The organism is Variovorax sp. MPBD4-3, assembly GCF_058809745.1.
On sequence record NZ_JBXASW010000037.1, the window covers coordinates 54,566 to 61,000 of the forward strand.

General features: G+C 69.8%; 5 protein-coding genes and 1 tRNA gene. All 6 read left to right on the forward strand.

Annotation, left to right across the window (positions count from 1 at the left end; genetic code table 11):
* Positions 1-57 precede the first annotated feature (57 nt).
* The 6 genes from fdxH to AC1RVW_RS20305 all read left to right on the forward strand — a co-directional run bounded on the left by fdxH (position 58) and on the right by AC1RVW_RS20305 (position 6,297).
* A complete protein-coding gene (fdxH, locus tag AC1RVW_RS20280) occupies positions 58-1,017 on the forward strand; it encodes a formate dehydrogenase subunit beta (RefSeq protein WP_409196114.1) in 960 nt (319 codons plus the stop codon).
* A 10-nt stretch (positions 1,018-1,027) separates the two neighbouring features.
* On the forward strand, positions 1,028-1,651 hold the full coding sequence (locus AC1RVW_RS20285) for a formate dehydrogenase subunit gamma (protein ID WP_493202083.1): 624 nt from the start codon (positions 1,028-1,030) through the stop codon (positions 1,649-1,651).
* A gap of 161 nt (positions 1,652-1,812) precedes the next feature.
* The gene (fdhE, locus tag AC1RVW_RS20290; protein WP_409196116.1) at positions 1,813-2,841 is read left to right on the forward strand and encodes a formate dehydrogenase accessory protein FdhE; all 1,029 of its coding nucleotides are present in this window, start codon (positions 1,813-1,815) and stop codon (positions 2,839-2,841) included.
* Positions 2,841-4,289, forward strand: a complete 1,449-nt coding sequence (selA, locus tag AC1RVW_RS20295; RefSeq protein ID WP_493202086.1) for an L-seryl-tRNA(Sec) selenium transferase — start codon at positions 2,841-2,843, stop codon at positions 4,287-4,289. The genes fdhE and selA overlap by 1 nt, the downstream gene beginning before the upstream one ends.
* A complete protein-coding gene (selB, locus tag AC1RVW_RS20300; protein WP_493202088.1) occupies positions 4,286-6,193 on the forward strand; it encodes a selenocysteine-specific translation elongation factor in 1,908 nt (635 codons plus the stop codon). Before selA ends, selB begins: the two co-directional genes overlap by 4 nt.
* A gap of 11 nt (positions 6,194-6,204) precedes the next feature.
* Positions 6,205-6,297: transfer RNA gene (locus tag AC1RVW_RS20305), tRNA-Sec, on the forward strand.
* Positions 6,298-6,435: the final 138 nt, after the last annotated feature.

The following is a 6,435-nucleotide window of genomic DNA, read 5'->3' on the forward strand; positions in this document are numbered from 1 at the left end:
CCCATCCCAGCCTTCCCCCGGAAGGGGAAGGAGCAATACAGAAGACCGGAGCCACTGATGTCCTCCCTTCAAACCCTGGACATCGCCGCCCGCTCGGCCACGACCACGCCCTCGCCCGAGATCCGCAGCCGCCCGCAGGTGCAGCAGGTGGCGAAGCTGATCGACGTGTCGACCTGCATCGGCTGCAAGGCCTGCCAGGTCGCGTGCATGCAGTGGAACGATCTGCGCGACGAGGTCGGCACCAACCACGGCACCTACGACAACCCGGTCGACCTCACCCCGTCTTCCTGGACGGTGATGAAGTTCTCCGAGGTCGAGCCCGAGGCCGGCAAGCTCGAATGGCTGATCCGCAAGGACGGCTGCATGCACTGCGACGACCCCGGCTGCCTGAAGTCGTGCCCCTCGCCGGGCGCCATCGTCAAGTACGCCAATGGCATCGTCGACTTCATCAGCGAGCATTGCGTGGGCTGCGGCAACTGCGTCACCGGTTGCCCGTTCGACGTGCCGCGCATCAGCAAGGTCGACAACAAGGCCTACAAGTGCTCGCTGTGCTCCGACCGCGTGGGCGTGGGCCTGGAGCCCGCCTGCGTGAAGGCCTGCCCCACCGGCGCGCTGCATTTCGGCACCAAGGAAGACATGCACGAATACGCCTCGGAGCGCATCGTCGACCTGAAGGAGCGCGGCTTCGCCAATGCCGGCGTGTACGACCCGGCCGGCGTGGGCGGCACGCACGTGATGTACGTGCTGCAGCACGCCGACCGCCCCGGCCTGTACGCCGACCTGCCGAAAGACCCGCACATCAGCCCGCTGGTGTCGCTGTGGAAGGGCGTGGCCAAGCCGCTCGCGATGGTGGCCATGATCGGCGCGGTGGTCGGCAGCTTCTTCCACTACATGAAGACCGGCCCCATCGAGCCCAAGGACGACCACCCCGATGCCGACCGCGACGGCCACCCGGACGACGTCGTGGTGATCGAAGAGCCGCCACGGACACCGCCGCCCACCGCGCCCCGTGCATGAGGAGATTGCGATGACACGCTACTACCTTCGCCGCTACCGAGACGCCACGCGCATGAACCACTGGTTCGTCGCGATCATGTTCTTCGCGGCCGCGCTCTCGGGCCTGGCCTTCTTCCACCCTGCCCTGTTCTTCCTGACCGCCCTGTTCGGCGGCGGCCCGTGGACGCGCATCCTGCATCCGTTCATGGGGCTGCTGATGGTGCTGGGCTTCGTGTTCCTGTTCTTCACGATGTGGCGCGAGAACATCCTCGACAAGGCAGACCGCGAATGGATCGCCAACGCGCCGAAGATGCTCAAGGGCGACAAGTCGGGCATGCCGCCGGTGGGCAAGTACAACGCCGGTCAGAAGCTGGTGTTCTGGGCCTTCGGCATCAGCCTGCTGCTGTTGCTGGTGACGGGCTTCATGTTCTGGAGCCCATGGTTCGTCGGCTTCTTCCCGATATTGCTGCGGCGCATCGCGGTGGTGGTGCATGCGGTGTCGGCGGTGGTGCTGATTCTTTCGGTCATCACGCACATCTACGCGGCCATCTGGGTCAAGGGCACGCTGCGCGCCATGACGCGCGGCACCGTGACCGAGGGATGGGCCAAGCTCAACCACCCACTCTGGCATCGCAAAATGACGCGAGGTGAGTAAACAGGCTCTCCCCCAGGCTGCGCGCACTTCGTGTCGCTTCGCCACCCCCCTTCCGGGGGCGATACCTGCGGCCCGGCAAAGCCGGTTCCGCGGTATCTCTCGAATGGCCCTGGGGCCAATCACGTATCGCAAATCGTGCGAATCGCTGTAGAGTCATTTGAATGAGCAGTTCAACCGGCACTCCGCCGCCGATCCGCACCACGCGCGTTCTCGATCCCGAGCAGATTGCAATGCAGGCCGGGCGGCAGATGCCGTTCCTGCGCCTGCCGGTGCGCTCCCTCGCGTTTTCCGACCGGCAGCTTCGACTGCGCCAGCTCGCGGCTTCGCATCCGATGCGCGAGTACCTGATCTTCATTGCCGACCTCGCTCAGGCGCAGCACCAGGTGCTGCAGGACTATGCGCCCGTCGCGCTGCCCGAATCCGACGCGCTCGAAGCCGCCGCCAAGGTGCTGAAGCCGCCGATGCCCGCCTTCGGATGGACGCGCGACCCGGTGTGGCTGCAGGAGCTTCGCCGCCTGCTCGGCCTCTTCCGCGCCCGGCTGCCCGAAGGCCCGGCGCGCGACACGCTCGACCGCGTGGTGGCCGCCGACGACGCATGGATCGACCAGCAGGCCGACCGCCTCTCGCGCCGCATCATGTTCGGGCTCGACCTCGCGGCCGCGCCGCTGATCGCCGCCGGGCTGCAGGCCTACTGGACGCAGCTCGTGCTGCAGGTGGCCGGCCGCGAAGGCGAGAACATCTTCGGCCGCACCGACCCCGGCAACGAATGCCCCTGCTGCGGCAGCGCACCCACCGTGAGCATCACGCGCATCGGCGCCGACGAAGCGGGCTTCAGGTATCTGCACTGCTCGCTGTGCAGCACCGAGTGGCACTACGTGCGCATCAAGTGCACGCATTGCGAAAGCACCAAGGGCATCCATTTCGAATCGCTGTCGCCGCAGCCTGGCGTGGAACTGCCGGCCACCGGCGCGCGCGAGGGTGCGGTCAAGGCCGAGTGCTGCGACACCTGCGGCCACTATCTCAAGCAGGTCGCGATGGAGAAAGACCCCGAGGTCGAGCCCGTCGCGGACGACCTCGCCAGCGTCACGCTCGACCTGCTCGTCTCCGAAGCCGGCCACCAGCGCAGCGGTCACAACCTGATGCTGCTGTTCGGAGAGCCAGAGATCCCCGACGACGGCGGAGGCGGCTGATGGCAGCGCCGAAAGAGTCCGTGGTCCACGGCTCGACGGCAAGGCCCCAGGATCTGCCTTCTGTCGATCAACTGCTGCGCCTCGCCGTGCCGGGCGCGTTGCTGGCCGAGCACGGCCGCACGCTGGTGGTGAAGGAAGCGCGCGCGCTGCTCGAGGGGCTTCGCGCGCGGGCCGTGGCGGGCAAGCTGGCGGCTACCGACATCGAGCAAGAGGCGCTAGGCAACGCACTCGCCGCGCGCGTCCGCGCCCGCCTCGCGCCGCGCATGCGCGCGGTGCTGAACCTCACCGGCACCGTCATCCACACCAACCTCGGCCGCGCGCTGCTGGCCGACGCGGCGCTGCAGCGGCTGCTCGCGGTGATGACATCGCCCAACAACCTCGAGTACGACCTCGCCACCGGCAGCCGCGGCGATCGCGACTCGCTGGTCGAAGAACTGCTGTGCAGCATCACCGGCGCCGAGGCCGCCACGGTGGTCAACAACAACGCGGCCGCCGTGCTGCTGACCATCGCGGCCTTGGCGCGCGAGCGCGAGGTGATCGTCTCGCGCGGCGAACTGGTGGAAATCGGCGGCGCCTTCCGCATGCCCGACGTGATGGCCAGCGCGGGCGCGCGCATGGTCGAGGTCGGCACCACCAACCGCACGCATCCGCAGGACTACGAGCGCGCCATCAACGAGCACACCGCGCTGGTGATGAAGGTGCACACCAGCAACTACGCCGTGCAGGGCTTCACCGCCGCGGTCGACGAAGCCACGCTCGCCGGCATCGCGCACGCGCGCGGCGTGCCGCTGGCCACCGACCTGGGCAGCGGCTCGCTGATCGACCTGGCCCACTACGGCCTGCCGCGCGAGCCGCTGCCGCAGGAGATGCTTGCGGCCGGCTGCGACGTGGTCACCTTCTCGGGCGACAAGCTGCTGGGCGGTCCGCAGGCCGGCCTCATCGTCGGCAGCAGGGAGGCCGTCGGCCGCATCCGCAAGTTCCCGATGAAGCGCGCGCTGCGCATGAGCAAGCTGCCGCTGGCCGCGCTGGAAGCCACGCTGTCGCTGTACCTGCGGCCCGAGCGCCTCGCGCAAGACCTGCCGACGCTGCGGCTGCTCACGCGGCCCGCCGATGCGATCCGCGAAATGGCAGAGCGCCTGAAGGCACCGGTGCAAGCCGCCGTGTCGCCGCGCTTCACCGTCGAGGTCGTTCCGCTGCTCGGGCAGATCGGCTCGGGCTCGCTGCCGGTCGAGCGGCTGCCCTCGGCCGGGCTCGCGCTCGCGCCGGCCGGCACGTCGAAGAAGGGCACGGGCACCGCGCTCGACGCCCTCGCCACCGCGCTGCGCGGCCTGCCCCTGCCGGTGATCGGCCGCATCGCCGAAGACCGGCTGCTGCTCGACCTGCGCTGCCTGGAGGACAGCGCCGAATTCGTCGCGCAATTGGCGCTGCTGCGCGAGCGACTGCAATGATCATCGGCACCGCAGGCCACATCGACCACGGCAAGACCACGCTGGTGCGCGCGCTCACCGGCGTCGACACCGACCGGCTGCCCGAGGAAAAGCGGCGCGGCATCTCCATCGAGCTCGGCTATGCGTACCTGCACGCGCCCGGTGGCATATCGCTGGGCTTCGTCGACGTGCCCGGCCACGAACGCCTGCTGCACACCATGCTGGCCGGCGCCACCGGCATCGACCACGCACTGCTGGTGGTGGCGGCCGACGACAGCGTGATGCCGCAGACGCGCGAGCACCTGGCGGTGGTGGCGCTGCTGGGCGTGCGCGAGGCGACGGTGGCCATCACCAAGATCGACCGCATCGACGAGACCATGCGCGATGCGCGGCTGGCCGAGGTGCGCTCGGACATCGCGGCGCTGCTGGCGCCCACGCCGCTCGCGGGCGCGCCGATGCTCGCGGTGTCGGCGACCACCGGCGACGGCATCGATGCGCTGCGCGAACGCCTGCTCGACGTGGCGCGCAGGGAGCATGGGCGCGAAGACGGCCTGGCGTTTCGCCTCGCGGTCGATCGGGCTTTCACGCTCTCGGGCGTGGGCACGGTCGTCACCGGCACGGTCTTCAGCGGCACGGTGCGCATCGGCGACGAGCTGCGCGTGGTGCCCGGCGGCCGCACGGTGCGTGTGCGCGGCATCCATGCACAGAACCAGAAGGCCGAATCGGCGCATGCGGGGCAGCGCTGCGCGCTGGCGCTGGCCGGGGCCACCAAGGACGAGATGCATCGCGGCGACTGGGTCTGCACGCCCGCCATCGCGCTTGCCACGGACCGCATCGACGTGCTGCTCACGTTGTGGCCCGACGAGGCCAAGCCGCTGCGCTCGGGCACCACGGTGCACGCGCACCTCGGCGCGAGCGACGTGATGGCTTCGCTCGCACTGCTCGACCGCGACGTGCTCGCGCCCGGCGAAACCGCCCTGGCGCAGTTGGTGACGAAGGAGAGCGTCGGCGCGTGGCATGGCGACCGGGGCGTGCTGCGCGATGCCTCGGCCACGCGCACCATGGCCGGCGTGCGCGTGCTCGACCCGTTCGCGCCGGTGCGCTACCGCCGCACGCCCGAGCGGCTTCACACGCTGGCCGCCTGGGCCATCGACGACCGGGCCGCGCGCGTGGCCGCGCTGCTGGACAACGCGCCGCTGGGCATCGACACCGCGCGGCTGGCGCGTGCGCTGTCGCTGCCCGGCGAAGCCGCCCTGCCGCTGCCTGCGGATGCGGTGCGCATCGAGCACACGGCCATCGCGCAGCGGCACCTGGATGCGCTCGAGGCACAGATCACCGGCCGGCTCGCGGACTTCCATCGCACGGCGCCCGATGAGGTCGGCCCCGATGCACGCCGCCTCAAGCGGCTGGCCGCGCCACGCACGGACGATGCGCTGTGGCGCCATGCGCTCGACGCGCTGGCCGCATGCGGTGCGCTGGTGCGCAGCGGCACCTGGCTGCATCTGCCGGACCATGCGGCGCGCCTCGGCGAGGCCGAACAGAAGCTCGCGCAGAAGCTGCTGCCGCGGCTGGCCGATGGCGGCTTCGATCCGCCGTGGGTGCGCGATCTTGCGAAGGACTGCGCGGCGAGCGAGGCGATGGTGCGGCAGACGCTCGCGAGCCTCGCGCGCCGGGGCGAGGCCTTCCAGGTGGTGAAGGACTTGTACTATCCGCTGGCGACCGTCGAGCGGCTGGCTGCGATTGCGCGCGACTGCCTCGAAGGCCCGCAAGGTCTGCAGGCCGCGAGCTTCAGGGATGCGACGGGGTTGGGACGCAAGCGCGCGATCCAGCTTCTTGAGTTTTTCGACCGTGTGGGGCTGACGCGGCGCGTGAAAGATGCGCATCTGCTGCGGCCCGATACGTCGTTGTTCGGGGCAAGGCCGTGAACAGCGCTCATGGGAGGGGATCGTCCCTGGTGGGGCGGCCGGGCTTCAAACCCGGTTGGTGGCGCCAGTCGTCGCCGGGAAGGTTCGACTCCTTCCCCCTTCCGCCGTCTTTATCTTGCTCCTTCCCCCGCTGGGGGAAGGCTGGGATGGGGGCAAGCGGCGGTGGTTTTTGCGCGGTGCTTCATCAAACGCCGCTTGCCCCCACCCCTGCCCTCCCCCGGAAGGGGAAGGAGGAAAACCGG